General features: G+C 71.5%; 23 protein-coding genes and 1 pseudogene. 11 read left to right on the plus strand and 13 right to left on the minus strand.

All coding sequences use genetic code 11. The features are described from left to right. Positions 1-334: 334 nt before the first annotated feature. Positions 335-649, minus strand: a complete 315-nt coding sequence (locus WMF39_RS41255; RefSeq protein WP_437741921.1) for a hypothetical protein — start codon at positions 647-649, stop codon at positions 335-337. 178 nt (positions 650-827) lie between these two features. Here WMF39_RS41255 and WMF39_RS41260 point away from each other — a divergent pair. The 3 genes and pseudogenes from WMF39_RS41260 to WMF39_RS41270 form a co-directional block, all read left to right on the plus strand. Then, positions 828-1,597 (plus strand): annotated as a pseudogene (locus tag WMF39_RS41260) (IS5 family transposase); the annotation flags it as partial. A 538-nt stretch (positions 1,598-2,135) separates the two neighbouring features. Beyond that, positions 2,136-3,014 (plus strand): hypothetical protein, encoded by an 879-nt coding sequence (locus WMF39_RS41265; RefSeq protein WP_437741922.1) that lies wholly within the window; start codon positions 2,136-2,138, stop codon positions 3,012-3,014. 64 nt (positions 3,015-3,078) lie between these two features. After that, positions 3,079-3,252: a hypothetical protein gene (locus tag WMF39_RS41270; RefSeq protein ID WP_437741923.1), complete on the plus strand. Its 174-nt coding sequence runs from the start codon at positions 3,079-3,081 to the stop codon at positions 3,250-3,252. Positions 3,253-3,259: 7 nt separating this feature from the next. Here the strand turns inward: WMF39_RS41270 and WMF39_RS41275 are convergent, their stop codons facing one another. From WMF39_RS41275 to WMF39_RS41295, 5 genes are all read right to left on the minus strand, one after another. Beyond that, positions 3,260-4,750 (minus strand): IS4 family transposase, encoded by a 1,491-nt coding sequence (locus WMF39_RS41275; RefSeq protein WP_437739457.1) that lies wholly within the window; start codon positions 4,748-4,750, stop codon positions 3,260-3,262. A 164-nt stretch (positions 4,751-4,914) separates the two neighbouring features. Next, positions 4,915-6,084, minus strand: a complete 1,170-nt coding sequence (locus WMF39_RS41280; protein WP_437741924.1) for a trypsin-like peptidase domain-containing protein — start codon at positions 6,082-6,084, stop codon at positions 4,915-4,917. After that, a complete protein-coding gene (locus WMF39_RS41285) occupies positions 6,081-7,805 on the minus strand; it encodes a hypothetical protein (protein WP_437741925.1) in 1,725 nt (574 codons plus the stop codon). The genes WMF39_RS41280 and WMF39_RS41285 overlap by 4 nt, the downstream gene beginning before the upstream one ends. A gap of 133 nt (positions 7,806-7,938) precedes the next feature. Further along, positions 7,939-9,876 (minus strand): NADH-quinone oxidoreductase subunit NuoH, encoded by a 1,938-nt coding sequence (gene nuoH / locus WMF39_RS41290; protein ID WP_437741926.1) that lies wholly within the window; start codon positions 9,874-9,876, stop codon positions 7,939-7,941. Positions 9,877-10,010: 134 nt separating this feature from the next. Next, positions 10,011-10,802 carry an ABC transporter ATP-binding protein gene (locus tag WMF39_RS41295; RefSeq protein WP_437741927.1) on the minus strand — a complete coding sequence of 264 codons (792 nt, stop codon included), beginning with the start codon at positions 10,800-10,802 and terminating at the stop codon, positions 10,011-10,013. 96 nt (positions 10,803-10,898) lie between these two features. On the opposite strand from WMF39_RS41295, the gene WMF39_RS41300 reads away from it, so the two are divergent. The 6 genes from WMF39_RS41300 (at position 10,899) to folK (ending at position 15,301) form a co-directional block, all read left to right on the plus strand. After that, positions 10,899-11,651, plus strand: coding sequence for a polyhydroxyalkanoate synthesis regulator DNA-binding domain-containing protein (locus WMF39_RS41300; RefSeq protein WP_437741928.1), 753 nt, complete (start codon positions 10,899-10,901; stop codon positions 11,649-11,651). 85 nt (positions 11,652-11,736) lie between these two features. After that, on the plus strand, positions 11,737-12,372 hold the full coding sequence (locus WMF39_RS41305; protein WP_437545797.1) for a sigma-70 family RNA polymerase sigma factor: 636 nt from the start codon (positions 11,737-11,739) through the stop codon (positions 12,370-12,372). Beyond that, complete coding sequence (locus WMF39_RS41310; RefSeq protein ID WP_437741929.1) at positions 12,369-13,232, plus strand: anti-sigma factor family protein; 864 nt, start codon at positions 12,369-12,371, stop codon at positions 13,230-13,232. Before WMF39_RS41305 ends, WMF39_RS41310 begins: the two co-directional genes overlap by 4 nt. Before the next feature lie 81 nt (positions 13,233-13,313). Continuing rightward, on the plus strand, positions 13,314-14,270 hold the full coding sequence (gene gshB, locus WMF39_RS41315; protein WP_437741930.1) for a glutathione synthase: 957 nt from the start codon (positions 13,314-13,316) through the stop codon (positions 14,268-14,270). Between the two features lie 55 nt (positions 14,271-14,325). Then, positions 14,326-14,691, plus strand: coding sequence for a hypothetical protein (locus WMF39_RS41320; protein WP_437741931.1), 366 nt, complete (start codon positions 14,326-14,328; stop codon positions 14,689-14,691). A 112-nt stretch (positions 14,692-14,803) separates the two neighbouring features. After that, entirely contained in the window at positions 14,804-15,301 is a 498-nt protein-coding gene (gene folK / locus WMF39_RS41325) for a 2-amino-4-hydroxy-6-hydroxymethyldihydropteridine diphosphokinase (RefSeq protein WP_437741932.1), read from the plus strand. Between the two features lie 25 nt (positions 15,302-15,326). On the opposite strand, the gene WMF39_RS41330 is transcribed toward folK, so the two are convergent. Genes WMF39_RS41330 through WMF39_RS41340 form a run of 3 tightly spaced genes read right to left on the minus strand, consistent with a single transcriptional unit; the run spans position 15,327 to position 17,771 of the window. After that, positions 15,327-15,896, minus strand: a complete 570-nt coding sequence (locus tag WMF39_RS41330) for a hypothetical protein (protein ID WP_437741933.1) — start codon at positions 15,894-15,896, stop codon at positions 15,327-15,329. A gap of 4 nt (positions 15,897-15,900) precedes the next feature. Then, a complete protein-coding gene (locus tag WMF39_RS41335) occupies positions 15,901-16,677 on the minus strand; it encodes a 3'-5' exonuclease (protein ID WP_437741934.1) in 777 nt (258 codons plus the stop codon). Then, positions 16,674-17,771, minus strand: coding sequence for a DsbA family protein (locus WMF39_RS41340; RefSeq protein ID WP_437741935.1), 1,098 nt, complete (start codon positions 17,769-17,771; stop codon positions 16,674-16,676). Before WMF39_RS41340 ends, WMF39_RS41335 begins: the two co-directional genes overlap by 4 nt. 59 nt (positions 17,772-17,830) lie before the next feature. Between WMF39_RS41340 and WMF39_RS41345 the strand changes: the two genes are divergently transcribed. Continuing rightward, positions 17,831-18,625: a response regulator transcription factor gene (locus WMF39_RS41345; RefSeq protein ID WP_437741936.1), complete on the plus strand. Its 795-nt coding sequence runs from the start codon at positions 17,831-17,833 to the stop codon at positions 18,623-18,625. Positions 18,626-18,724: 99 nt separating this feature from the next. Here the strand turns inward: WMF39_RS41345 and WMF39_RS41350 are convergent, their stop codons facing one another. After that, on the minus strand, positions 18,725-20,095 hold the full coding sequence (locus WMF39_RS41350) for an OmpP1/FadL family transporter (protein WP_437741937.1): 1,371 nt from the start codon (positions 20,093-20,095) through the stop codon (positions 18,725-18,727). Between the two features lie 133 nt (positions 20,096-20,228). Between WMF39_RS41350 and WMF39_RS41355 the strand changes: the two genes are divergently transcribed. Continuing rightward, complete coding sequence (locus WMF39_RS41355; protein ID WP_437741938.1) at positions 20,229-20,921, plus strand: hypothetical protein; 693 nt, start codon at positions 20,229-20,231, stop codon at positions 20,919-20,921. A 13-nt stretch (positions 20,922-20,934) separates the two neighbouring features. On the opposite strand, the gene WMF39_RS41360 is transcribed toward WMF39_RS41355, so the two are convergent. From WMF39_RS41360 to WMF39_RS41370, 3 genes are all read right to left on the minus strand, one after another. After that, positions 20,935-22,131: a metallophosphoesterase gene (locus WMF39_RS41360; protein ID WP_437741939.1), complete on the minus strand. Its 1,197-nt coding sequence runs from the start codon at positions 22,129-22,131 to the stop codon at positions 20,935-20,937. A 98-nt stretch (positions 22,132-22,229) separates the two neighbouring features. Beyond that, positions 22,230-23,117: a hypothetical protein gene (locus WMF39_RS41365; protein ID WP_437741940.1), complete on the minus strand. Its 888-nt coding sequence runs from the start codon at positions 23,115-23,117 to the stop codon at positions 22,230-22,232. A gap of 271 nt (positions 23,118-23,388) precedes the next feature. After that, a complete protein-coding gene (locus WMF39_RS41370) occupies positions 23,389-25,494 on the minus strand; it encodes a hypothetical protein (protein ID WP_437741941.1) in 2,106 nt (701 codons plus the stop codon). Between the last annotated feature and the right edge of the window lie 18 nt (positions 25,495-25,512).

Here is a 25,512-nt window from a genome sequence, read left to right on the forward strand (position 1 = left end):
TCCGTGAAGAACGACGGCGAGTGAGCTCCGATGAGGTTCGCCAGCGAGACAGACAGGTCGTTACATCGGCATCAACGACGATGTTCAGCAACAACATGGCCCGGTCGGTGCGGCCCACCGCCGCGCCCACTTGCGCTGCGGTCAGGCCCATGTCCGCATGCTCGCGCTGCCAGCGGACCCACACCTGCCGCGGCGCCTCGCTCACCTGTGTCGTCGCCATGTCCGTCGCCATCGTCCCCTCCTCACGACAAGCATCCCACAGGGACGAGCGCCCGCAGCCGCCGGGCTCTGGCGTCGATCATGCGTTGAGGCGGACGCGGTGGGCCCGCGCGCGTTACCCCTCGCCGTCCTCGCAGCCACGGAGCGCCTCCTCTTCGTCCATCTCGGCGACCTCGGTCGCGTAGTACCGAAGGGAGCGATAGGTTCGCCGCAAGGCCTTCAGGAAATCGAGCCCATCCTCGAGGTTGTAGACGCGCTCGTAGCTAGGCAGCCCTTGCTCGAGGATGTCGCCCACCGCGTTCATGCAATTCGGGTGGAGCTTCACGATCTGCACGGGGGGGCCCTCCGACCCGAGGACGAAGCGAGCCAGCGGGACGACGACCTGGTGCGCCCTGACGAGGTGGAGCTCCACGAATTTGACCTTGGCCATCTTGCTCTCACTCAATCTTGGTGTTCAGCTCTTCGTCGAAGTTCGGGCAGGCGTATTTACGCGGCAGCACGCAGGCGGGGCCTGTATCCCCAGGGCTAACAGCGCCTGACATTACCCCGCTGACGCCGCTCGTTTGTCCGCTCGCTTGAGCGATGAGGAACGTGCTGCAGAATACAGCGTGGGCAAGCTGTTGGTGCCGGACGAGCTCTGGGAGCGAGTCGAACCTCTATTGCCGAAAACGGAGCCGAAGCCGCAGGGAGGCCGGCCGCGTACGCCTGATCGTACCGCCCTGACGGGGATCGTATTTGTGCTCAAGACAGGGATCCCTTGGGAACATCTACCGCAAGAGCTCGGCTGCAGCGGAATGACGTGCTGGCGCAGATTGCGCGATTGGCAGCAGGCTGGGGTGTGGGGTCGGCTCCACGAGGCATTGCTTGATGAACTCGGCGGGGCCGACAAAATCAACTGGAATCGTGCTGCGCTGGATGCCTCCTTGGTTCCGGCAAAAAGGGGGCCAAGAGACCGGCACGAACCCCACAGATCGTGCCCGGGCGGGCTCGAAATATCACCTCTTGGTCGATCAGAGCGGCATTCCGCTCGCCGTCGAGATGACGCCGGCCAACGTCCATGACATCGAAGATGTTCACCCCCATGGTGGACGCGGTGACGCCGCTCGCGCGTCCTTGCGGCCGACCGTGGCGCCGCCCCAAGAAGCTGCACGCTGACAAGGCATACGACGACCCGGCCCTGCGCTTGGCTTGCCATCTGCGCCACATCGTACCCCGCATTGCTCGCAAGGGTATCGAGTCCTCGGAGAAGCTCGGCCGTTATCGATGGGTCGTCGAACGGACGATCGCATGGCTGCGTCGCTTCCGGCGCCTGACCGTACGCTACGAGCGGCGAGCCGACATTCACCGTGGGTTCCTCATGCTCTCCGTCTGCCTGATCGGCCTCAGTTACGTCCAGACTGGCTTTGTTAGGTGCTCTTATCGCCCTGCGTCGCCAGGAGCGCCTGCCTCCGCAGAGCGACGCCGCCGAGCAGCGCGGTCGCCGTCCTGTCGCTCCGGGCAACCCGCTGCTGCGCGTATCGGCCGGGCTCCGGTTCGCGCGCCCGCACGTCCGCCTGCTGCAAGCGTCCACACCAACGCGGTGGGGCATCGTTCGGCCGTGTAGGGCCCCGAACGCCGTTCATCCGTCCTCAGCGCACTAACCATCGCCGAGCTCCCCCATGGCAGAACGCCGCGCGTGCTTCGCGCCGTGAGGGTTTTCCCGGGCGTCCGCCCGCGCGTCCGACGGAGTCCGCGGTTGCCCCCAGGGCCGCCAGGCACACGGAGCGCCGATCGCACCGGACCGATAGAGCAAAAAAACCAACGGTCTCTCACGCCCGCCCGCGCAACAATCCTCTTCCGACCGTCGAAACACCCATTGTAGCTTCTGCTCTCATTGCCGCCTTCTGGATCCCCCAGTCGGCGGGGAGGAACTCAGCATGGATTATTCGGACGAAGTCCTCGAGACCACGCCGGAGCGCGTCACCAAGTTCTTGACGGGGCTCGGCGCTGTCGCCGCGATTCGCACGTCGATGGCCGGGGCGGGGATGACCGATGACGATATCGTGGAGGGCCGCACTCTGCTCCTCGATGTCCTCGCCGCTCCCCGCAAGATCGGCGCACCGCCCGATACCGACGATGCCAGGGCGCAGCGCGCCGCGACGGGGGAGCTCGATCAGTGGGACGAGCCCAACTTCACCCGTCATGGCGCCGCGCTCCGCCGGCGCTTCCCCGATGTGAACGCTTATGTCTTCAAGGACCTCGCGCCCTCCACCGGCACCGCCGCCGTCCAGGGAGTGGCCACCTTCCTCGCGAGGCTCGATGCCCTCGAGAATGGCACCGACCCGGGCCGCGCCGGAACGAAGCAGAGCGACAAGAAGGCAGTCGCTTTCCTCGCGACTCGCAGCCTCGACAAGGCTGAGCGCAAGCGCCTCCAGGGGCTCGTCGACGTCGCGCTCGGCCCGACATCCCCTCTCCCCGAGCAGGCCGAGCTCCCGGAGACCGCGCGCTGGCGCGAAGCGCTCGTGAAGCTGCGCGCCTGGTTCGACGAGTGGTCGACCACGGCCCGCGCCGTCATCAAGAAGCGCGGTTACCTCATCCGCCTCGGCCTCGCGAGCCGCAAGGTGCGCCAGCGCAAGCCCACCGCCGCGCCGCCCAAGCCGGGCAAGCCCACGGCCACGCCATCCCAGCCGATCTCGCCGGGTGAAGAGACCCACGAGACCGACATCGAGCAACCTGGCTCACAAACCAACGCCCGCGCACCCTGGTACCGCGTCGCGGACCGGTCAGCTCACCGAGGCCTCCCCCATCGGTGTTGACCAAGCCCGGTCGGTCGCACTGAGGGCTCCAAGCCTGCCCCCTCCACCCCCAGCGGTCACCAACGTGAACGTGGTCGTGAACGTGGTCGTGGTCGTGGTCGTCGACGACACGTTCGTAGACGTGAACGTTCCGCCCATCGCGGAGGGCAGCGGAACGCCGGAGCGGGACGTTCACGTTCACGACCGAGCCGTTGACGACCACGACCACGACCACGTTCACGACCACGACCACGACTGAGGATTGATCACATTTCCCCCTTAGTTTTCGCTGAGTTGGCAACGGCGGCGTTCCAGCCCGTCTCCAGCATGAGCAAGGTCTGCATTCCGCGCGCGAGCGTCAGCCAGCCAGGCGGACCGTTGCGCTTGAGATGTCCACCAAGACCGGCAACGGCGTAGAGCGCATCGACTACCGTCGCCCCCTGAGCCGGCAACTTCTTGGGCTGGTGCTGGTGCAGCAGCTTCAGCTGCGTGGGGTTCAGGGCTCGTTCCGCGGGCGCGTTGGGCTCAAGGCGGGACAGAGAGCGCAGCAGCAGCATCTGCCACGCGATCGGGGCGAACAGCGCCAGCGCGTTCGTCAGGCTCCGGAAGCTCTCGAGCTGGCGCGTCTCGAGGGCGCAGCCGGTCTTCAGGGCCTTGAAGAACTCCTCGATGAGCCACCGTGCCCGGTAATGGTCGACGATCGCTGCGATCTGGTCGGGCGTGTCGACGGGCTCGTTGGTCGCCAGCACCCACGCGACCGGCTCTTCGCCCGCGGGCGTGTCGATCTCCTGCACCAGCACGACGTTGACCGCGAGCTCTTCGGCCAGCTCGGGCAGGTAGTACGGACGGCGCAGCGCTATGCGCCGGGCGCCGACGCCCAGCGTGGCGCTCCGCTCCGAGCGCTCGGGGTGCGCGCGCTTGCTCGCCGGGACAGGGCCGGCGCGGCGTTGGGTGAGCACGACCTCGCGACTGAGCCGGATCGGCAGCTCGACCAGCGCCTCGCTCAGCCGCAGCCGTGCGCCGTCGTCGAGCGCTTCTTCCTCATCCTCGGCCAGCTCCGACACGTTCCGATCGCGCGCCATGCGCACGACGAAGCGGTGGCCCTGCTCGACCATGGCGCACAGAAGCGGATAGGCGTCGGCCTCGCGGTCCATGATGTGCAGCAGCGACGTGCGGTCGCCCACGGCCTGCTCGGCCGCCTCCACCTGCCGCAGCCAGCGCGTCGACTCCTTGTCGGTCACGCGCGCATAGTCGCTGCCCGTCCTGTTCTTCTTGCGTGGGCTCTTGGACAGGGCGGAGGCTTTGCGGGCCCAGCAGGCAAGGCCCAGCAGTCCGAGCGGCTGATTGATCGCGTCGGTGGCCACGGCGAGCGTCGCGTGCGCCAAAAAGCCCTGGGTGTCCTTGCCGTTGAGCGGACCGAGCCCTTTGCGTGCGCCGTCGCCGTCGCCGTCGAAGGCGACGGCGGTGGTGTCATGCACCGCGCGAACCGTGTCGTGACCGGCCATCCGCTCGAGGGTCTGCTCGCTGTGGGCCTGCACCAGCGCACCATACGACACGCGCTGATTGCCAAGGAGCCGGTAGAAGCCCTCCAGCTCTGCCTCTGTCTTCAGCGAGTCCGGGAAGCTCTCGCCCGGCGCGACGCTCAGCCGTGCCACCACCGCCCGGACCCGCTGATGCAGGCGCGCATCGCCCAGCTGCACCGTCTCGAACTCGCGCACGATCGACGGCATCGTTTCCGGCACATCGGGATTTCCCATGACATTCCAGACGCTTGGCGGGTCCGAAACGGATCAAAAAAAGATGTGCGGGATCCTCAGACGACCACGACCACGTTCACGACCACGACCACGTTCACGACGGTGACTGCTGGAAGGCGGGCGGGAGCCCTGAACGCGCTTGGTTAAGGCCGATGGCTCTCCCCTCAGCGCCCCGCCGCCGACTCGAACCTCGGCGCCGCGTCGAACGTCTCCGCCAGCGTCCTCCGGTACTCGTCGGCCATCTGCACGAGCCCATCGATGAGCAGCGCCACGTCGTGGTCCGCGCAGCCCTCCAGCGACGCCACGCACGACGCCGACACCTCGTCGCCCGTGAGCGACACGCGGAACTCCCCCGTCGTCTGGTCGTTCATCGTGAGCAGGAACCGGTAGAACGGCTCGTGGTTCGCCGCAGGCAGCCCCACGACCGGCGCGCGCAGCGTCAGCAGGCGCCCCGCCTCGTCGATCTCGATGTCCACCTGCGTCGCCGCCTCCGCCGTGGGGTACGGCCGCTGCGCGATGCGCCACGCCCTCGGACCGACACGCACCCGGTTGGCGATGAGCCCGAGCGCCGACAGGCCCCGCCGGATCACCCGCTCGACGCCCGCGCGCGCCGGGCACGGCGGGTACGCGTGCGGCAGCAGGCGGCCGCAGCCCAGGCACCTGTCGCACTCGACGTCGAACGGCTCCTCGCACGCCGGGCAGCGGTACACAGGCGCCCGGTCCCTGAGCTCCGCGAGCGTCCGATCCCCGAGGGCGAGCAGCGGCTGGAACGCGCCCGCCGGGACCACCACGCAGTGACCCGCGAGCTCCCCGGCCGCGCCGGACGGCGCCGCGACCACGCCGATCACCCGCCCCTCGGGATCGAGCACCGGCGCGCCGAGGGGCGCCGCCACGTCGAGCTCGAACGCCGGGAGCTGCCCGTCGACCTTGCGCGCCACGTGGCAGACCCGCGCGACCGCGAGGCGCAGGCTCTGCCCCGGGAGGCAGCTCAGCACCGCGGCGCGCTCGCCGAGCCGCGGCTCGGCCGCCGCGCGGGCGGCGAGCGCCGCGACGCCGGGCGGATCGGCCGGCGCGACGAGCGCCACGTCGCGGCCCACGTCCGCGGCGATCACCCGCCCCGCCATGCCCCGCCCGTCCTCGAACGTCAGCGCGACCTCCGTCGGGTAGCCGAGCCCGCGCCGGCTCGCCACCACGACGCCGTTGCCGAGCGCCACCCAGCCAGTCGTCACGAGCGCGCCGGCGCGGATCGCCACCACCGAGCGGCGGGCGCGGGCGACGCGCTCGTGGAGCAGCGCGAGATCGCCGTCGCCGTGCGCCGCCAGCTGCGACGTCATTGCGCGACGATCCTCGAGAGCGCCGTCATCAGCAGCTCGATCGTGCCGGGTTTGGCGCCGTCCCGCTGCGCGTAGGCGACGATGTCGCGCAGCCGCTGCTCGGTCTTGGCGGGCAGCTTCGTGCGCACCAGCAGCTCGGACAGGGCCCCGATCGCGAGGAAGTGCCGGAGCATCGGGTCGGCCGGCGCGCGCTCGATCTCGCGCAGGTAGCGGCCGAGGTGCTCGCGCGCGAGCGCCGCCGTGGTGAGCGGATCGATGTGGAGCGGCTTCTCCTCGGGCACCTGGCCGCGCACCGCCACGAGCCGCTCCATCGCGAGGAGCGCCGGCTCCGCGACGCCCGCGGTGTTCCCGCGGCGCGCGCCGCCCTCGGCCTGGATGAGCTCGCGGGTCGCGGCCGCCGTGCAGCGGTAGAGGTGCGCCACCGCGTCGGGCATCGCCTCGCCGTGCTCGTAGATCGCGCGGAAGACCGTGCACCGGATGAGGAGCACCATGACGCCCGGCCGCTCCTGGAAGCTGAGCGCCGCGCCGAGCACCTGCGCGTCCCGGAGCAGCTGGCAGAACCGATCGGCCGCCGCGTTCGCCGACTCCGGGCGGGACGGGATGCTCCGGCGCGACGGAGGCTCGATCTCCACCTCCGGCAGCGCGGGCGGGCGCACCGACAGCGGCGTCGCCGCCATGATGGAGGACGAGCGACGAAAGGGCACGGTGCGCGCGCTGCGGCGATCGCTGACCTGCGCCGGCGTCTCCGCGGCCGCCGCCTGCTCACCCGACAGCGGCGCTGCGGCCGCCGCGCTCCCCGGAGCCGGCTTCGCTGCGCCGCCCTCGGACCCCGGGCTCGCGACGCCGCCGATCGCCTTCGACGCCGCGCCGGCGTCGTGCGCCGGCGGGAGGATGCCGGCCTTGGGCGCGGGCGCGCCGCCGTTCTTCGACGACGCGGCGCTCGGCGCCGGCATCGGCGCCGACGCCAGGAACGGGGACAGGATGTCGGGGATCGCGTCCGCGTCGCGGATGGGGCGCGCGACCGACTCGGGCAGGCGCGGCAAGGGGGGCGCCGCCCACGCCGCCAGCTCCTCGAGCGGCGTCCGCGCCCCCGAGACCGGCGTCGCCGGCGCGCCGGCCCGCACCGATGGAGCGCTCTGCGGGCGGGCAGGCGCGGGCGGGAGCGTGAAGCTCTTGAGCGGCCGGGCGCGGCCGGCGGAGGCCCACGTGAGGCTCGCCCGCTGCTCCTCGGAGAACGGCGGCCGCGCGTCGAACCACGCGCCCATCGTCTCCCCGAGCCGCTGCGCCGCCTCGCCGCTCTCGCGCAACGCCTGGCGCAGCGCCTCCGGCGTGAAGGCGGCGACGCGGCCGACGCGGCGGAGCAGCAGCAGATCCTCCCGCATGCACAGCCGGAACGGCTCGGGGCCGCTCGACAGCTCCAGCGCCGTCCTGAGCAGCGGCACCCGGTGCCGCTCCGCGACGCGCACGACGGGGACGTCGATCGACACCCGCTCGTTCGCCGCGTCGAGCGAGACGAAGAGCGTCATCGCCCCGAGCGGAACGATCCACCCCACGCCCTCCTGCAGCGTCGTCGCCTGGAGGCTCGCCCCGGCCTCCGCGGAGGCGCAGTGCGCGACGAAGCGCACCGGGTCGCGCGTGCGCCAGGCGTCGATCGAGCTCCCGTCCCAGTCCGCGTCCGCGGGCGGCTTGCGCGAGGCGGAGAGCACAGGCGACCGATCCACCCCGCACGCCTCACACCGCGGCCCACGCAGCGGGAACCCGCACGCGGAGCAGAAGTCGGAGGCCGGGCTCGAGGGGACCGCCACGCCGACAGCATACCTCAGCGCAAGGCCGAGGTGGCACCGCGGTTTGCGCTCAGAGGAACGGATTCAGGTGGAGCGCAACCTTGGCCTCCCGCAGGTTGTGCTGGACCCTGCGGATGAAGTGGATGAACAGGTACGCCCAGGCGGCGAAGGTGACGACGCTGATGACGAGCTGGACCGTCTTGCTGACGCCGATCACCATCCAGAGCGCCGTCAGAAGGAAGGCCGCGAACGACAGCGGGACGAACCACTTCCAGCAGAGGTTCATCATCTGGTCGATGCGGACGCGCGGCAGCGTCCAGCGGATCCAGATGACCACGAAGACGAGAGCCCAGCTCTTCAGCAGGAAGAGGAAGACGCCGACGAGCTGGAGCCCGAAGCTCGCCTCCTGCTGGGCCGGCGAGACGCCGGGGATCTGCCAGCCCCCGAGGAAGAGCGCGCTCGCGATGCCGCACATCACGAAGACGTTCGCCCACTCGGCGAAGAAGAAGAAGAGGTACCGCATGCCGGAGTACTCGGTCGAGTAGCCGGCCACGAGCTCGCTCTCCGCCTCGGGCAGGTCGAACGGCGCGCGGTTGCCCTCCGCGAGCGCCGTCGTGAAATAGAGGAAGAACAGCGCGAACGTGATCGGGTTGCGGAAGACGAACCAGTGCCAGGGCCAGCCGCCCACGTCGAGGAGCGAGGGCCCGGCGCCGCCCTGGGCGCCGATGATGTCCTGGAGCCGCAGCGAGCCCGTCATCATCACGATGCACACGATCGCGACCGCGCCGGGGATCTCGTAGCTGATGATCTGCGCCGCCGAGCGGATCCCGCCGAGGAGCGACCACTTGTTGTTCGACGCCCAGCCGCCGGTCATGAGGCCGATGGTGACCAGCGACGTCACGGCGATCACGAAGAGGATCCCGATGTCGAGGTCGGCCGCGATGAGGTACTGGCCGAACGGCATGACGACGAACGTGGCCGACACGCCGACGAACACGAGGTAGGGCGCGAGCCGGAAGAGCGCCTTGTCGCTCTCGGCCGGGATGATGTCCTCCTTCATGATCGACTTGATCCCGTCGGCGACCCACACGAGGAGGCCCTGCGGCCCGGCGCGGTTCGGCCCGATGCGGGACTGCATGCGCGCCGAGACGCGGCGCTCGACCCAGGTGATGATCCCCGCGGTCGGCGCCATGAAGAGCAGGATGATCGCGGCGGCCACGCCGAGGAGGATCCCGGCGCCGAGCAGATCGGCGGGCGCGCTCGCGTGGAACCCCTCGGTCGAGAGCTCGATCTCGGACGGGGTCGCGCCGCCCCGGCGGATCCCGACCGCCGACCGCCGCTCGTGGCCGCTCGGGATCACGTCGCCCTTCGAGAGGACCTTCACGCCCTCGAAGCGCGTGATGACGTCGCCGGGCTGGAGCCCTGCCTGACCCGCCGGGCTCCCGTCGCGCACGCCCGTCACGACGAGCCCGCCGGCGGGCGGCGACTCGGCCGCGACCTCGACGCCGAAGAACGCGAGCGCGCGCGCCCCCTCCTTCACGCGCGCCTCGATGACGGCGCGGCGCGGGGTCGGCGGGAGGAAGTCCATCGTGACGCCCCTCACCGTGCCGTTCACGGGGAGCGCCCCCTGCGCGGTCGCGGGGATCTCGACGACGACGTCGCCGTGGAAGGTCGTGTGCACCGCGTCGTCGCCGCGGCCGGCGAAGCGGGATTGCAGGCCCTCGGAGAAGACCAGCGAGATCTTCGTGCTGCTGACCTGCGCGCCCTCGATCTCGATGCTCTGGCCGGTGAGCGGCGCCTGGCCGGGGCGGCGGAGGGTGCCGCGGAACGTGACGACCGCCTCCTTCGCCTCGGCGGTGGGCAGGTTGGTCCCGAGGATCTCGATGCGGTCGCCGAGGTCGACCTCGCGCGGCACGACGTCGACGACGCTCAGGAGCTCGGGCGCCGTCCTGCTCTCGGCGCAGCCGGCCGCGCCGAGCAGCGCGAGGAGGGCCAGGAGGCACGGCAAGAAGCCTCGAGAGAGAGCTCTCCAGGGAGGAGATCCGCGCATGGTGCCGCTTATAAACCGCGCCGCTCGCGCGGTCGAGAATGCGGAGAAAAGCGCTCCTGCTCGCGCTGTCTACCTACTACTTACCGACTTACCTACCGGCCTCGGACGGGGAGGAAGTACCGGCTGCCGTCGAGCTCGTTCACGCCCACGTAGAGCTCTGCCTCGAACACGTCCTTGAGCCGGCGGTAGGTCATCACCTCCTCGACGGTGCCGTGGGCGACCAGCCGCCCGGCCTTGAGGAGCGCCACGCGGTCGGCGTACTGGGCGGCCGCGTTGAGATCGTGCAGCACCGCGACGCAGGCGAGGCGCCGCTCGGCCACCTCCCTGCGCACGACCTCGTGGACCTCGATCGAGTGGCGGATGTCGAGGTGCGCCCCGGGCTCGTCGAGGATCAGCACCTGCGCCTCCTGCGCGAGCGCGCGGGCGATGGCCACCCGCTTCTGCTCGCCGCCGGAGAGCTCGGCCACCGGCCTCCCCGCGAGCCCCACGAGATCGCAGGCGTCGAGGGCGCGGGCGACCGCCTCCTCGTCCCGGCCGGCGGCGAGCATCCACGCGCCCTGGTGGGGCGCGCGGCCCATCATGACGACCTCGCGCACCGTGAAGCCGGGCGCCGAGGCGATCCCCTGCGGCACGACCGCCACGCACCGCGCGATCGCCCGCCGGTCCATGCCGGCGAGCGGCCTCCCCAGCAGGGTCGCCTCGCCCCGCGCCGGCCGCAGGGCCCCGGAGAGGACCCGGACCAGCGTCGATTTTCCCGCGCCGTTCGGCCCCAGGACGGCGCAGAGCTCGCCCGCGCGCACATCCAGGCTGATCCCCTCCAGCGCCAGCCTCCCGGTGGGATAGCTCGCGGCCACGTCACGCAGATCGATCGCCGGCCCCTGCACGCGGTCTCTTTTGTCGAATGATTTGAGTGATATCGAGTGATCTTCCCTTGCGCGAGGTTTCTTGCGGTGGTCCAATCGACTCGAGGCGTAGAGGAGATGGAAACGGCGAAGGAGACTCTGGGAGGCGGCGAGGTACCGCGTCGCGTTATTAAGCGCTACTCCAATCGGAAGCTCTACGACACGAAGGACAGTCGTTACGTCACCCTGCAGCAGATAGGGGAGATGGTCCGGGCTGGCGAAGAGGTCCAGATCATCGACAACGCGACCAAGGAGGACAAGACCGAGGTCACGCTGGCGCTGATCATCTCGGAAGATCTCAAATCGCAGCCGCGCTCGGTCCCGCTCGGCACGCTGAGAGATCTGATCCAGGAGCGTGGCGAGCGGCTGCTCTCGCAGCTGCGCGAGGGCCCGATCGGCCGGCTCATCCCCGGCGCGGTCCCTGGCGAGGGCGGCGTGGCGGCGCCAGGAACGGCGCCCGCCCCGGGGACGGAGCAGGCGGCGCCCGCGTCGCCCTCGTCCCATCCGCCCCCGCCGCTCGACACGGACAGGTCGAGCCACGCGAAGGGGCGCCTGAGCGGGATCGTCGAGAGCTCGAAGCAGACGCTCGATCAATGGCAGCAGGCCGTCGACGAGCGCATCCGGGCCATCCTCCCGGGCCTCGGGCTGGTCCGCGATCTCCAGTCCGATGTCAAGCGCCTGTCGCAGCGCATTGACGAGCTGGAGGCGAAGCTCCAGGGACGCGCGGGTGAACCCATCGAGGGCGCGGTTCCGCACCAGACGGGCTCCGGCGCGGACGAACCCGCGGGCGAGGGTCGCGAGGGTCAGGGGAGCGAGAGCAGGCTGGAATAGCCCTGGGCGCTCCTCTGTTCCCCCGGGCGAGCCCATGCCGTTCTTCTTCAGCAAGAAACCTGCGTCCGTAGCGCAGGACCTGTCGTTGGCCAGCACCGATGGTGGCCGAGCCGACGCCTTCGAGATCGAGCTGCTGGGTCATCTGGACACGCTTTACGGCGTGAGCTGCCGGATGACGAAGAGCTCGACGGAGGCGGAGGATCTGGTCCAGGACACCATCGTCAAGGCGATGCGAGCCCGGGATCAGTTCGAGCCGGGCACCAACCTCAAGGCCTGGCTGCTTCGGATCCTGACGAACACGTTCATCAACCGGTACCGTCGCGGGGGCCTCGAGCGAGGCATCTTCGACGGCCCCGACGCCGAGCCGCTCACCGATGCGTGGGTCGGCGCGACGACGATGCGCGCGATGCGCGATCCGGAGACCCAGGCGCTCACGCCGCTCGTGGAGGCGGAGGTGCAGCGCGCCCTCGACGCCCTGCCCGAGGAGTTCCGGCTGGCCGTGGTGCTGTCGGACATCGAGGAGCTCTCCTACAAGGAGATCGCCGAGGCGATGGGCTGCCCCATCGGCACGGTGATGTCGCGCCTGCACAGGGGCCGCAAGCTCCTCCAGAAGACGCTGCGCGAGCACGCGGTCCTGATGGGCATCGTCAGCGAAGACGCTGCGAAGGACGCGCCCGCCGACCTGGACGCGTACCGCAAGCGGAAGCGGGGTGCCGCATGAGCGCTGCGAAATCGATCGAGAGCTGTTCGCGGTTCGACCACGCGCTGTCCGCCTACGTCGACAGCGAGCTGGATCCGGACCACGCCATCGATCTCGAGTCCCACCTCGTCCAGTGCCCTCCGTGCTTCGAGCAGGTGAGGCTCTTGCGCTCGCTGCGGGCGAGCCTGAAGCGGGCGCGGCCGTCAGGGTGCCCGGACGCGCTGCGGGCGCGCGTCGCCGCGGCGGTGGCGCACGAGCAGGCGCGCGACGCAGCGCAGTCGGCCGAGGCGAGGCCGCGCCTCGTGCACAGGGGGTACGCGATCGCGCTCGCCGCGGCGGCGGGCGTCGTCTTCGTCGTGGGCGTGGCGCGGCGGCCGGACGCGCCGGCGGAGGCCGCGAAGGCGGACGCCGCGAGGGCGGCGGCCGATCTCACGCGCGCCGAGAGCGTCGAGGTCCTGCTCGACGATCTCGTCACCCAGCACGCACAGCCGCTGCCGCCGGAGACGACCAACCCGGAGGACCTCCCGCGCTTCGATCCGTTCGTCGGCGTCCCGGTCCGCAGGCCGCAGTTCCAGTCGATACCGGCGAACTTCATGGGCGCCCGCGTGCACACGATGCGCGATCGGCGCGCCGCGCTGCTCCAGTTCGTGGTGCGGGGCAACCACCGCGTGACGGTCTACATGTTCAACTCGCGCGCGGTCCCGGTGCAGAAGGCGCAGCCGATCCTGCAGCCGCGCGTCGTGCGCGAGCGCCCCGTCTACGTGGGCAACATCAACGGCTACTCGGTCGCCGCCGCCGAGCGCAGCGGCGTCGGCTACGCGCTCGCCTCGGATCTCGGCGACGACGTCAGCACGCAGCTCGTCCTCGCTGCGATGCAGTGAGCGCACCGGCGCTCGCTCTACAGCGGGCGCCGTCCTCTCCCTCCCTCGATAACCCCGACCAACCCTACCGCGAGAGACCGCATGCGCTTCGTCTTCGTCATGGATCCGCTGAGCCGCGTGACGCACGACAAGGACACGTCGTTCGCCTTCATCCGAGCGGCGCAGGCGCGCGGCCACGAGAGCTACCACTGCTTGCCGCGCGACCTCTCGATCGAGGGCGGCGAGGCGCACGCCTCGGCCTCGCCGGTGCTCATCGGCGACGCGCCCCCGTTCATCTCGCTGGCGGGGGGCGCGCAGCGGCTCCGGCTCGCGGACGTGGACGCCATCTTCATCCGCAAGGACCCGCCGTTCGATCGCAGCTACCTGTACGCGACGCTGATCCTGGAGCGCGCGCGGCGCTGCCCGCTCATCGTGAACGACCCCCGCGGGCTGCGCGACGCCAACGAGAAGCTCTACGCGCTGAACTTCCCCGAGTGGACGCCGAGGACGCTGGTCACCGCGGACCGCGAGCAGATCCACGCGTTCGTGCGGGCCCTCGGCGGCACGGCGGTGATCAAGCCGCTCGACGGCGCGGGCGGCCTCGGCGTGCTGCAGATCAACGAGCGCGACAAGAACGCGCGCGCCATCGCGGACATGATGACGAACGAGGGGCACCGCCTCGCCATGGTCCAGGAGTACCTGCCCGCCGTCGTCCACGGCGACAAGCGCGTCCTCTTGCTCGACGGCGAGCTGCTCGGCGCCATCCTCCGGGTGCCCCGCGACGACGATCACCGCTCGAACATCCACGTCGGCGGGCGCGTGGTCTCGACGGAGCTCTCGCCGCGCGAGCTCGATCTCGTCCGCGCGGTCGCGCCTCGCCTCCGCGCCGACGGCCTCTTCTTCGTGGGCCTCGACGTCATCGGCGAGCGCCTGACCGAGGTGAACGTCACGAGCCCGACGGGCATCCAGGAGCTCGGGCGCTTCACCGGCGCGGATCCGGCGGCGAGGGTGATCGCCTGGGCCGAGGAGCGGGCGCGCGGCCAGGCCGCGCGCGCGTGAGCCACCCCGCTCCGGAAAGTTGGCCCGGAGCGCCCGCCTCTGCGAAGGCTCCCCCATGGGCGACTCATTCGAGCGGTGTGCCGTCTGCAGCGACGGCGAGCAGGGCGATCGGGACGGCGGCGCGCCCGGGGATCCTCGCGCGAGGACGCGGATGGCGCGCGTGGTCATCCAGGGGCGCTCGCTCAGCCTGTGCCGGACGCACGCGGCGACCGTGGCCGTCGCCATGCCGGAGACGTTCGAGGAGATGCGCGCGCTGTTCGTGGGGCTCCAGCGCAGCGCGCAGCCGGCGCAGCGCGATCCGTCCGTCGAGCGCCGCTCCCCCATCGCGCGCCGCAGCCCCGAGGATCGGCGCGTCTTCCCCCCGCGGCCGGAGGGCCGGCGGATCGGCGCAGGACGCCGCGCCAGCGATCCGGGGGAGTGATCGCGACCGTCGCGCCGGCGCCCTCCTCGCGCCGATCTCCGGAGCGGCGCCCGCTCTCCGCGCGGAGCGCCGCGGGCCGCCGGATGCGCGCGGCGCGTGGTAGGTTCTCGCCATGAGATCCCGCCGGCATGTCGTCATCGGACTCGGGTCGAGCCTGGGCGATCGCCTGACGACCCTCCGCGCCGCCATCGCGGCCCTCGGCGCTGATCCCGATCTCGACGTCATCCTCGAGTCGTCGCGCTACGAGTCCCCGCCCGCAGGCGGCCCTCCGCAGGGCGACTACGTGAACGCCGCGGTGCTCGTCGCCACGTCGCTGCCCGCCCGCCAGATCCTCGAGCGCACCCTCGCCGTGGAGCGCTCGCTCGGGCGGACGCGCCCCGATCCGGTGCGATGGGGGCCGCGCACGATCGATCTGGACCTGCTCTGGATCGAGGGCGAGGTCGTGGCGGAGCCGGATCTCGAGGTGCCTCACCCGCGGCTCTGCGACCGTGTGTTCGCGCTCAGGCCGCTGCTCGACGTCGCCCCCGACGCGCGCGACCCTCGCACGGCCATCGCGTACGCCGCGCTCTCCGAGGCGAGCGCGCCCATTCGCAAGCTCGATCCGATCTGATCGACGCGGCGCGCGGGCGCGGCGCTCAGCGCGAGCGCGGCGGGCCGGATGCGGCGCGGGATCGGAGGCCGGCGCGGCCGCCGGCGTACGACGCCGCGCTGCCGATCGTGACCACCACGATCAGCAGCAGCGCCCACCCCAGCGCGCCCGCCGGCGCGCCCTCGGCGAGGGCGAGCGCCCAGGCGAGCGCCGCGACGACGGCGCCACTCGCGGCGGCCTCGCGCCGCCCGGCGCGCCCGCCGAACCGCCCCACGAGGTAGCCGCCGGCGACCCCGGCGAGCGCGAACGCGATCGCGTTGAGCCCCACCATCGCGAGCCGCACCGAGCCCTCTGCCCCGGCGTCCCCCGCCCGCTCGATCATCCGGCGCAGCAGCGTGTTGACGAGGCCCGCGAGCGGCAGCCACGCGATGAAGATCGCCACCGTCCCGAGCGCGATCCAGTGCCACGGCGGCCGGTCCTCGACCTCGTCGTCGCCGCTGCTCTGCAGTACGGGGAGCTTGCGCTTCTCCGGCGCTGCCGCGCCGCCCCGAGGAGGCGCCGCGCCTGCCGCGCTGCTGCCGACGACCGGGAGGCGTCGCTTCGGCGCGTCCCCCATGACGTCAGCTGGGCTTCGAGGTCGGGGGCGGCGCCGCGGCGGGAGCCTTCCGCCAGAACTTCCGCGCTTCGTCCTGCAGACGGACCAGCCGCCGCTGCTCCTGGATCAGGCCGCCATAGGCGCGAGGCACACGCGGATCCTTCGCGAGCGCGTACAGGACCTGGAGCGCCGCCTCGGCGTCGTCCGTCGCGCGGTGCGCCTTCTCGAGCGAGATCCCGAGCCGAGCGGCCATGTCGCCGAGGGCGCGGCTCTCCTCGTTCTTGTAGAGCTCGCGGGCGAACGTGAGCGGATCGACCCAGTCGACCTCGCGCCGCATGGCGGGCGGCGGCTCGCGCGGGCGCATGCCCACGCGCTCGAGCTCGGCGAGCAGGAACGAGCGGTCGAAGGTGGCGTTGTACGCCGCGGGGATCGCCCCCTTGAAGCAGCCGAGGATCTCCTCCGCGACCTCGGCGAACGACGGCTTGCCCTCGACGTCCGCGTCCTTGATCCCGTGGATGGCGGTGCTCTCCGCGGGGATGGGCCGCCCCGGGTGGATGAGCCAGTTGTAGCGCGTCAGGATTTCCCCGGAGCGGCCGATGACGATGCCGAGCTCGATGATCCGATCGCCCGCCGGATCGCGCCCCGTGGTCTCGACGTCGACGAAGGCGATGGGCTGGTCGATCCAGGCGCTGCCCGCGTCGATCTCCGACGCGACACCGACGGCGCGCACCTTGAGGAGGTGCGCGATCCCAGGGTAGTGCCGGCCCGTCGGAAAGCAGCCGCACGGGTCGGCGACCTTCACGGCGTCCTCGGCTTGGCGGGCTGGGCGGGTGCAGCCGAGGTCGCGGGGCGCGCCGCGCCGCCCGCCGGCGCGCTGGTCCCGGCGGCGGGGGTCGCGCTGGCCGCCGGGGTCGCGCTGCCTGCTGGGGTCGCGCTGGCCGCGGGGATCGCGCTGCCGGAGGGCGACGCGTCGCCTGGCTTCGGGGGCGCTGGCCGCGGCGTCTTGCCGAGGAGCTCCAGCTCGAGCTTGACCCACGCCTCGAGGTCCTCGCCGGGGCTCGAGAGGAGCTGGAGGTTGACCTCGCGGCCGTTGATGAAGACGAGGGGCGTCCCCTCGAGCCCGACCCCGTCGGCCTGCAGCTTGTCCTTGTCGATGCGCGCCTTGGTGTCGGTCGAGACGAGATCGGCGCGGAACTTCACCATATCGAGCTTGAGCCGCTGCGCGTAACGCTCGAGGTCGGCCTGCTCCAGCTTGTCCTGGTTCTCGAAGAGGAGGTGGTGCATCTCCCAGAACTTGCCCTGGTTGAGCGCGGCGGTCGCCGCGCGCGCGGCGGGCTCGCCGTGGACGTGCGCCGAGAGCGGGTAGAACTTGAAGACGAGGCGCACCTGCCCGTCGAAGCGCTTCACGAGCCCCTCGAGCAGCGGCGCCATCAGCCTGCAGAACGGGCACTCGAAGTCGGCCCACTCGACGATCGTGATCGGCGCGTCGGGCGGCCCCATCTCCGGCGAGCCGTCGGTGGCGAGCGTCTTCACCTTGTTCGCGTCGAAGCGCATGTGGAACGCGTCGTCGCGCTCCTTCTTCGATCGGCCGTCCTTGACCAGATCGAGCAGGAGCTGCGCGGCGGGGAGGCACGCCTTGCACGGGCGCTGCTCCTTCACGCACTGCGCGATGCTCACGGGCGTGTCCGGGCAAGGGGAGAGGAGCTCGGAGACCTGTGCCCCCCACTCCCGGCGCTCGCGGGGGGTCAGCGAGGAGGTGTCCACGCCCGGCAGCGAGACCGCCACCTCCGGGCTCGCGGCCGGTTTGGGCTCGTTCGAGCTCGGGTTCCCAGGACAGCCCGTGGCGCCGATCGCGAGCAACGCGAGAAGCGGCGGCATCCAGCGCAGGAATGACATCGCGGCGCGAGCTTAGTCGGACCCCTTGCGAGATGCTAGCGCGGGTGTAGCGTCAAGAGGTGCGGAGCGTCCTCTACCGCTTCCCGGATCTGCAGCAGTTCGAGCAAATCGTGTGCGATCCGGAGGAGCGTGACCTCGAGCTCGGACTGCCCGCGGGGGAGGTCGTGGCCGATGGCGAGTGGGTGCTCGCCATCTTCGAGCTGGGCGAAAACCGCCGCGCGACGTCGGCCGCGGCGTGCGCGTCGGTCTCACCGGAGGGGGCGCGGCTCACGTTCGAGCCGCGCGACTGGCATCGCCTCGCCCACTTCGCGCGGACGGAGGCGCCCCGCCCCGGATCCGTGCCCGACACCGACGCCGCGGCGCTCCTCCGCGCCGCGGACGGGGCCGGGCCCGCCGCGTCATCCGGCGTCCAGGGCGCCGGCCCGGCGGGCCGGGCGCCGCCCCCTGCGCCGCCTCGGCTGAAGGGCAAAGGCTCGCGGGTCCTCGTGGTCGACGACGACCCCCACATCCGCGAGCTCCTGTCGGCGATGCTCGAGGCGGTCGAGCTCGCCGTCGTCGCCGTCGCCAGCGCCGAAGAGGCGCTGGCGCGGGTCCGCGGCTCACCGTTTCACCTCGTGGTCCTCGACTGGAACCTCCCGAAGATGACCGGCATCGACCTGTGCCGGACGCTGCGGCAGGAGCCCGGGCTCCGCGATCTCCCGGTCCTCTTCCTGACGGCGCACGCCTCCTCGCAGGACATGGTCGAGGCCTTCGCCAGCGGCGCCGACGACTACATGGTGAAGCCCTTCCGCGCCCCCGAGCTGGGGGCTCGCATCTTCAGCCTGCTCCGCCGGACCCGGCGAGGCACCTCCTGAGGCGCCTCGCCGCGGCGCAGCGGCCCCGCCGCGACGCGGGCTCGCGCTCGGGCGCCGCGCTCAGGTTCCGCGCTCAGGTTCCGCGCTCAGGTTCCTCGCTCAGAAGGCGACATCGACGTTGAGGTTGATCACGCCGATGCTCTGCGCGTAGTGCCCGCCGGAGTCGGGAGCCCTCGAGTTGGGGTGCAGGCCGGCGGTGATGCTGTCCCCCGTGGTGTCCCGGCTGACGTAGAACAGGTGGGTATACGACGCGGCGAGGTGGAGCTGCTTCGCGACATGGAAGCGCCCGCCGAGAGCGAACGAGACATCGTGGAAATCGACGCCCGATGGATCGAGGGTCTCGTCCGGAACTGCGTTGGAGTCGTACCCGGCGCCGCCGAAGACCTCGATCGCAGGCCGCGGCCAGTGGCTCCAGCCCGCGCGAACGCCGAACGTGTCGTTCCAGCGGCGGGGGATGTTCTGCACCACGCGGGCGCCCTCTCCGGCGAAGCCGTCGCGGTCGATCTCGCACGCCGCGCCGACCTGGGTGAGGCACTGGTTTTCCATCGAGCTCCACCGCGTCCAGTCGCCGAAGAGCCGGATCTCGAAGCGCTCCGCCGGGACGAAGCGGGCGCCGAGCCGCACGATATCCGGCAGGCCCTGGTGCAGCTCCACGTCGCTCGGGGAGTTCGACACGCCGCTGAAGCGGTTGGTGAGCGTGCCCTCGAGCGACTCTCCCCCCGTGACGTTCGGCCGCGACTGGTACGACGCGCCGATCCAGAGCTGCTTCGGCACCGCCTCGACCAGCGCGCCGACGCCGAAGCTCGCGTGGAAGCCGCTCACCTCGAGCAGCGAGCGCCCCTCGGTCGCAAGGAGGTTGTCGCCGGAGGCGTTGCGGGCGCGCACGGTGTTCACCTGGGTTCGAATCAGGTTGCCGGAGAGGCCGAGGCTGAGACGGAGCGCCGGGATCCTGTAGGCGGCGGCGAGCGTGAAGAACATCGCCTGGAGCGAAGACTCGATGGAGTGCCAGCGCTGCACGCCGTCCACCGGCCCGGCGAGCTCGCGATTGCCCTCGAACGCCGCGTTCGTGTCCCAGGACGCGGCGCCGCCGAAGGGCACATAGACGCCGGCGCCCAGCGCCAGATCGCCGAGCCTGGCCGACGCGCCGAGCATCGGCGAGGCAGCCACGTTGAACAGGCTCGCCTCCCCCGTGTTCGCCCGCGGCACCGTCACGTCATCGGTCGCCGCCGCCGAGTGCGTGTAGGACGCGGCGCGCAGCGCGATATTTCCGTCCAGGAACAGATGAATCCCCTCGCTCTCGGCGAGGCCTGCGGGGTTGTAGTAGACCGCGGTCGGATTGCTCGTGATCGGGTTGCCGTGCTCGCCGCCAAACCGCGCGGTCGCGAACCCACCGGCGAGCGCGGATCCGGTCCAGGCGAGACCGCCGAGGAGGCCGACGGAGATCGCGAAACAGGGGCGGTTGATGGACATATCCGGTGTTCTCGGTTCTGAGGGCGGAGGAATGCGGCGCCTGCGGCGGACCCTGCATGGTAGGGTTGCAACACCTGCCACGTCGGAAGGTTCTACCCGATCAAGTCAAATGTCACCTTTCGCACGGTGTCAAATGCTTTTCTCCCGCACCATCCGGACAACGCTCGCCTCAGCTGCCCTCACCACCACGGCGCTCCTCATCGGCTGCGCCGACCCGGCAGGCAGATACGATGACTTCGAAGCTCGCGATACCACGATCCGCGAAGACCAGAGCAGCGGCGAGGGTGGTGGTGGCAGCGACGGAAATGGCGGCGCTGGAGGCGGCGGCGACAACTGCCTGCCGGAAGCGGGCGCCGTCGACGGCGATTTCCTCTTCAGCCTCTCGGCGTATCTCAACCCGCGGGCCCCTATCCTCTTCGTGGCCAGCCTGACCACCCAGGCCAGCGACGGCGGCCTGAGCTTCTCGCTCACCTTCCAGCCGCTCGTGGCCGCCGATCGCAAGACGCCCACGGGCGAGCCGTTCGATGTGGGTCCCTTCGAGCTGTCCGCCGATGGGACGTTCACCGCGCAGCTGCCCACGCTCGTCGTGCCGGGCGACGCCAACCCCATCTCCGGCAGCGAGCTCGAGGCCACCATCACGCTGACCGGCGGCTCCCTCTGCGCGCCCGCCGACTTCATCTGTGGCGTTGTCACTGGCACCACGGCGAGGCCGCTCCCCCTGAATCTCAAGGGCTCTACCTTCGCCATGGAGCGAATCGCCGATCCGAGCAGCTACCCGGCGCCGGTCATCAACTGCAAGAGAGACCCGGCGACCCCGCTCCCGTGAGCGCCCGGTCGGGTCACGCCACGGCCTCCGCCGCGGCGGCGCCTTCGAGCTCGATCAGCGAGATCTCGGACGGCGCGCCGACGCGCATCGGCGGCCCCCAGTAGCCCGTGCCGCGGCTCACGTAGATCTGGCTGTCGCCGTGCGAGGACAGCCCGGCCACGTAGGGCTGGTCGAGCCGCACGAAGAAGTTCCACGGGAAGATCTGGCCACCGTGGGTGTGGCCGCTGAGCTGCAGGCCCACGCCCCGCTCCGCGGCCTCCAGGATCTGCTTGGGCTGGTGCGCGAGCAGCACGAGCTCGCGAGAAGGGTCCCGCCCCGCGAGCGCGCGCGCGAGGTCGGGGCCATGGCCGCGGCCCATGCCGCGGGAGCTCCAGTCGTCCACGCCGGCCAGGTCGAAGCCGTGCTCGCCGTCGCCGATCGAGACACGCTCGTTGCGCAGCACCGTCACGCCGAGCCGGCGGAGCTCCGCGATCCACGCCTCGGCGCCGGAGTAATACTCATGGTTGCCCGTCACGAAGAAGACCCCGTGCTTGGCGCGCAGATCGGCGAGCGGCGCGGTGTGCTCGCGGAGCTCTTCCACGGAGCCGTCGACGAGATCGCCCGTGATCGCGATGAGATCCGGCTCGAGCGCGTTCACGCGCGCGACGACGCGCTCGAGCCAGGCCCGGCCGATCGTCGGGCCGATGTGGAGGTCGGTCAGCTGAACCACGCGAAAGCCCGACATGGCCGCGGGGAGGCGGCGCAAGCGGACGCGCACCGGGCGGACGGCGACCTCGCCGAGGGCGCTCGCGGCGCCGGCGACGCCGAAGCCCATGGCGAGCGCTCCGGCCGCGCCCGCGAGGGCGCGCGAGAGGAAGGTGCGGCGCTCGCCGTCGAGCGGCTGGTGCAGCAGCGCCGTGACGCCGTGGGCGCCGAGGCGGACGAACTCGGAGGTGAGCAGGAGGAAGAAGAGCAGGACGGCGAGCCCGACCCACGTGTAGACGACGCCGGCGACGACGCCAGCGATGTGCCGGGGCAGCGCGCGGGTGAGCAAGAGGCCGAGGGGCACCAGCGACGCGAGCACCACCAGGGCCACACTGCCGACGCGGTGCCAGAGCGGGCCGAGCTCGGGCGCGCGGATCAGGCGCTGCCAGAGGTAGTAGTGGACGCCTGCCACGATGGCGCTGAAGACAGCGATGAAGACGACGAAGGAGAGAAGAGGCCGCTGCACGCGTCCAGCATGACCACGGCGGCGCGCGCCCGCCGCTCCGATCCACGCCGGAGCCAGGCTCGACAACATTTCTTAACGGAGCGACGGGCGGACGGCGGCTACGACGTGCTCACGCACACGCCGAACCCGGCGGGGTAGATCGCGCTGCCGCCCTGGCACTTGGCGCCTGCGCCGCATTCCGGCGCCCTGCTGTCGATCCGGCAGAGCTGCTTGCACTGGTTCGTCAGCATCGAGCACACGAAGCCGGGCGCGCACGGGCAACGCTCGTCGGCCCGCCCCTCGCCGGGCACCACGCAGCTCGTCGTCCCATCCTCGCGGACGATCGTGCAGGTGAGGCCCGTCGGGCACACGCTGTCGTTCAAGAGCTCGCAGTTCATCGCGGGAACACAGACGGGGATCGGGACCGGAGCGCTCGCCTCGACGACCGACTGGGCCATCGGTCGCTCGTCGCAGTACGTCCCCGCCGCGCAGCTCTCGACGTGGCCACAGCAATACTGCCGGCACACGCCGCCCTCCCCGTCGGCTGCCACGCACCCCAGGCCAGCCGCGCAATCGGCGCCGCTGTGACAAGGGCCGCCTGCCTCGAAGCGGCCCGCCGGCTGGCAGCTCGGGATCGCATCGCCGTCGTCGAGCACGAGCTGGCAGTGCAGCGTCTGCGCGGCTGGGAGCCCCGTCCCCGTGCCCGCGCCGCCGTCCGACGAGCACTCGGTCGGCTCCCCGCCTGGGGTGCAGCCATCGCCGCACAGGTAAGCGAAGCGGGTGTAGGGATCCTGCGCCTCCGGAGCCGCCGGGATGTTGAGGTCCTCGTTCACGACGCCACCGGCACCGCCGCTGCCGCTGCCGCTCGCGGGCGGAGGGCTGCCGCCCGATTGGGCCGACTCGCTCTCGCCCCCCCCACTCCCGAACACCCCGCCGCCGTCTTCGTACCCACCCGCCGCCGAGTCATCCATCGAGCACGCGGAGAGCGCGAAAACCCAGGTCGCCACGAGGCCAGAAAGCAGACGGGCGCGGTGTGAGCTCATTCCAGGACCACCAGAAAAGCACAAGCGGAATGAGCGTATCATGTCGCCTCCTGCATTCACAGAATGTGCCGATTCTGTGTGTCGTCGCCAGGGCGCCGAGCGCAGCCTGGGTGAGGACGCCGCCGTCCTGTGCGCCGCGCACACGGGGGCACCTCGCCTGCGGGCATCCCTGGCGCAAGCATGACGCCCGTGTCGCACCGAGCGCCGGGCCTCGCGCGATGGTGCGTGATGGCGCCTACCGCGCCTCGATGTCGCGGGTGACCACGTTGCCCGCGCTGTCATAGGCGCGCACCGCGAGCAGGTGCGCGCCCGGCGGCACGATCGCGCCGAGATCCGCCTCAAACGGCTCGACGGCCTCGTCGAAGACGCCGTCGCTCGGGAAGACGGGCCGCCACTCCTCCAGGCCCGCGATCGAGACCTCGATGCGCGCGACCGGACCGAGGCCGTCCGCGACCTCGCCCGTGAGCCGGCGCCCCTGCAGCGCGAGCGCCCGGAACACCGGCGGCGTGTTGTCGACAAGGACGGTTCCCGACTCGAGGCTGTGGCGCAGCGTGCGCTCGGGCGGGTTCGCCAGCTCGTCGCTCGCCTCGACGAGGATGCGGTACTCGCCTTCGGGAAGCGCGGTCGTGTCCCATACGTGCTCGGCGCGCGTCACCTTCTCGCCCGGCTTCAGCAGGCTGCGCCAGGTCGACTGCCCCTCCATCCGGTAGGAGAGGCGGTAGCGGAGGTCGTCCTGGTCTGGATTGTCGACCTTCCATGTCAGCTGGAGCGCGCTCACGGGCTTCGGCGCCTCCCCGCCCGATGGCGGGAGGCTCGATCGAGAGGGCTTCGTCTGCCCCTTCGGCGCGGCCTCGATCGACGTGACCACGGCGCGCGCGTTGTCGGTGACGAACGAGAGCTTCACCTCGCGGAGCACCGCGCCCGGATCGCGGCGCCAGCGCGCGCGGATCTGCGCGAAGCGCGCCGGCGGGCTCTTCACGTCGCCCGGCGCGGCGAGCGCTGTGGACCACGGGCTCCAGGTGCCGTCCGGCGCGTCGGTGTTTCCGCTCCGGGTCTCGAGCTCCAGCGCGCCGTCGGAGCGCCACGAAAGGCGCCCGAACGTGGCCCGCAGCCCGGCGTCGAGCACCTTGCTCGTCCACACCGCGTCGGCGCCGCCGACGCCCTTCACCTCGTGGAAGACCGCGGGGTCGGTGGTCGCGACGAACCTGCGCCGCCCCGCCATCAGAAAGGCGCCGACCTGGCGCTCGTCGGTGTCGGCGACGAGCCGCGCGACGTGGTTGTCGCTCACGGTGTAGAGCTGGCCTTCCGCGCCGGTCCCGACGTACGGCGTCAGGTCGTCGCCGAGGCCGAGCGAGACGTAGTGGGTGTCGTCGTCGCTCATCATCTTCTCGGCGACGCCGCGCCGATCGAAGCGCATGAGCACGCCCTTGCCGGGCTTCTGCGCGCGCGCCGGCTGCGGCGACGGCGGCCCGCTCCGGTTGCGCTTCGGGGGGGCGAACGCCTCGGCGTACTTGTTGGCGATCGCGTAGATCGCGCCGCCCTTCGCGCCCGGCGCGACGGCGATGGCCTTCACGTCGTCGGCGTCGAAGTCGTAGAGCACGGTCGCGCGCCCGGGCGCCGTGAGCTTGTAGAGGAGCGCCTTGCCGTTCGAGCCGGCGTAGACGGCGCCGTCGTCCCCGACGGCGACGCACATGAGGTGCGGCTCGTCGCTGTCGAAGTACACCTGGGCCTTGCCCGCGGCGTCGACGCGGAACAGCTTCCCCTCCGAGCCGGTGGCGGCGTAGAGCGCCTTCGCCCTGGGATCGTACGCGAGGCCCCACACGTCCTCGGTGTCGGGGAGCTCGGCGAAGACCTTCGCCGGGCCGCCGTTGCCCGCGCCGCGCGGCAGGCGGAAGAGCTTGCCCTCGGGGAAGGTCCCCGCGATGACGTCGCCATCGAACGCGAGCGCGAGCGCGCTGACCGCCATCTGCCCGGTCGTGGCCACGAGCGCGACCCGGCCGCCCGAGACGCTGTAGATCTTCCCCTCGTTGCCCGTGCCGAGCAGCACCGTCCCGTCCGGCAGCACCACGGAGCTCCAGATGGACGTCGCGTCGGGCAGCGGCGTCGCGCCGAGCGTCAGCCCGGCGCGCACGGCGCCGTTCGAGTCCACGCTGACGCCAGTGAGATCGCCGCCCTTCAGGTCCTCGAGCGATCGGAGCTCGAAGCTGCGCGTGCCCACCGCGTGGGCCGGCAGCGCCACGAGCCCCACGGCGGCGACGGCGGCGGCGAGGAGCCTGCGCGGAGAGGGGACGGCGTGAGGGTGAGGCGATCGGGAATGGGCAGAAGAGCGCTCTGTGCTCATGGGTCGCAAGATGGAGGG

It is taken from the genome of Sorangium sp. So ce1504, assembly GCF_051521635.1.
In the GTDB taxonomy this organism is placed as follows: Bacteria; Myxococcota_A; Polyangia; order Polyangiales; family Polyangiaceae; genus Sorangium; species Sorangium cellulosum_B.

Excerpts from the sequence above, each read along its gene's own strand:
- WMF39_RS41255 (WP_437741921.1), bottom strand. The coding sequence starts at position 649 with ATGGCCAAGGTCAAATTCGTGGAGCTCCACCTCGTCAGGGCGCACCAG.
- WMF39_RS41265 (WP_437741922.1), top strand. The coding sequence starts at position 2,136 with ATGGATTATTCGGACGAAGTCCTCGAGACCACGCCGGAGCGCGTCACC.
- WMF39_RS41275 (WP_437739457.1), bottom strand. The coding sequence starts at position 4,750 with ATGGGAAATCCCGATGTGCCGGAAACGATGCCGTCGATCGTGCGCGAG.
- WMF39_RS41280 (WP_437741924.1), bottom strand. The coding sequence starts at position 6,084 with ATGACGTCGCAGCTGGCGGCGCACGGCGACGGCGATCTCGCGCTGCTC.
- WMF39_RS41300 (WP_437741928.1), top strand. The coding sequence starts at position 10,899 with ATGGAAACGGCGAAGGAGACTCTGGGAGGCGGCGAGGTACCGCGTCGC.
- WMF39_RS41310 (WP_437741929.1), top strand. The coding sequence starts at position 12,369 with ATGAGCGCTGCGAAATCGATCGAGAGCTGTTCGCGGTTCGACCACGCG.
- gshB (WP_437741930.1), top strand. The coding sequence starts at position 13,314 with ATGCGCTTCGTCTTCGTCATGGATCCGCTGAGCCGCGTGACGCACGAC.
- WMF39_RS41320 (WP_437741931.1), top strand. The coding sequence starts at position 14,326 with ATGGGCGACTCATTCGAGCGGTGTGCCGTCTGCAGCGACGGCGAGCAG.
- folK (WP_437741932.1), top strand. The coding sequence starts at position 14,804 with ATGAGATCCCGCCGGCATGTCGTCATCGGACTCGGGTCGAGCCTGGGC.
- WMF39_RS41330 (WP_437741933.1), bottom strand. The coding sequence starts at position 15,896 with ATGGGGGACGCGCCGAAGCGACGCCTCCCGGTCGTCGGCAGCAGCGCG.
- WMF39_RS41340 (WP_437741935.1), bottom strand. The coding sequence starts at position 17,771 with ATGTCATTCCTGCGCTGGATGCCGCCGCTTCTCGCGTTGCTCGCGATC.
- WMF39_RS41350 (WP_437741937.1), bottom strand. The coding sequence starts at position 20,095 with ATGTCCATCAACCGCCCCTGTTTCGCGATCTCCGTCGGCCTCCTCGGC.
- WMF39_RS41355 (WP_437741938.1), top strand. The coding sequence starts at position 20,229 with ATGCTTTTCTCCCGCACCATCCGGACAACGCTCGCCTCAGCTGCCCTC.
- WMF39_RS41370 (WP_437741941.1), bottom strand. The coding sequence starts at position 25,494 with ATGAGCACAGAGCGCTCTTCTGCCCATTCCCGATCGCCTCACCCTCAC.